This window comes from Halomonas sp., from assembly GCF_014859505.1.
Lineage (GTDB): Bacteria > Pseudomonadota > Gammaproteobacteria > Pseudomonadales > Halomonadaceae > Halomonas.
The window spans coordinates 1-1,094 of record NZ_JACUUD010000269.1 but is presented as its reverse complement, the minus strand read 5'-3'; the positions used below and the strand labels follow the sequence as shown (position 1 = coordinate 1,094).

1 protein-coding gene is annotated in these 1,094 nt (G+C 65.2%); it reads right to left on the bottom strand.

The genetic code is table 11. The features are described from left to right. The coding region (locus tag IBX53_RS16175) for a LysR family transcriptional regulator (protein WP_290911430.1) at positions 1 to 797 on the bottom strand (797 nt) is incomplete at its 3' end. Between the last annotated feature and the right edge of the window lie 297 nt (positions 798 to 1,094).

Sequence of the window (1,094 nt, the reverse complement as noted above, 5' to 3'; positions counted from 1 at the left end):
TAGCCCAGCGGACGGTGGATCGGCGGGTGGTCGATGGGCAGCTCGTGGAGCTCGCCGGCGACCAGGCGCTCCGGCAGCAGGCTCCAGCCCAGGCCGATGGAGGTCATCATCTTCAGCGTCTCCAGGTAGTGAGTGGAGAGCACTACCGGCAGGCGCAGGCCAGCGGCGGCGAAGCGCGCCTCGATCAGGCTCCGGGTGAAGGTGAGCGGCCCGGGCAGCACGGCGTCATGCTCGCACAGCTCACGCAGCGCCACCCGCTTTCGCCTGGCCAGCGGATGGTCCGGGGCACAGACGAAGTCGAGGCGGTCGACCCACACCGGCACCACCTCGAGCTGGGGGTCGGGGTGGGGGGCCAGGGTCACCACGGCGATCTCCAGGGTGCCGTCGAGTACCCCCTGGTAGGCCTCCTCTGAATCCAGGAAATGGAGATCGAGGCGCACCTCGGGATGAGCCCGGGTATAAGCCTTGAGCAGCGGAGGCAGGCGGTGCAGGCCGATATGGTGGCTGGTGGCCAGGGTCAGGCTGCCGCCGATGTCGCCAGAGAGGTTGCCCAGCGCCCGGCGGCTGTCGTCCATCATCACGAGTATCTGCCTCGCACGGGGCAGCAGCAGGCGCCCCGCCTCGGTGAGACTGATGCCGCGTCCGATGCGATCGAACAGCTTCGCGTTGATCTGGGTCTCAAGCACGGCGATGCGCTTGCTCACCGCCGGCTGGGTCAGGTGCAGCTGCTCCGCGGCACGCGAGAAGCTGCCGCTCTCGGCTACCGCTAGGAAGGCCTGCAGGCTCTGGGTATCCATGGTCCCTCCGTGACTGGCGTGAAATTGCCCATGGGAGATGCTCTGTTGCCCCTCAAGCCTTCACGAGGCTTGAGCTGACTGGTGGGAGATCGGCTTCGCCGGGCGAATGGCGCCGTAGGCGCCCCAGCGGAGTTGCCTGCGTTGGCTTATGCCGCCCAGGAGCCCTTCGGTCTCCATTCGCCGGGCGGAGCCCAGCTCCCACAAAAGCCCAGCTTTCACAATAAGCAATCTGGTTCATCTGTTTTCTCTATTCCTTTGGGGAATTCAATCCATAAATAACATGAATTGATTTTATGG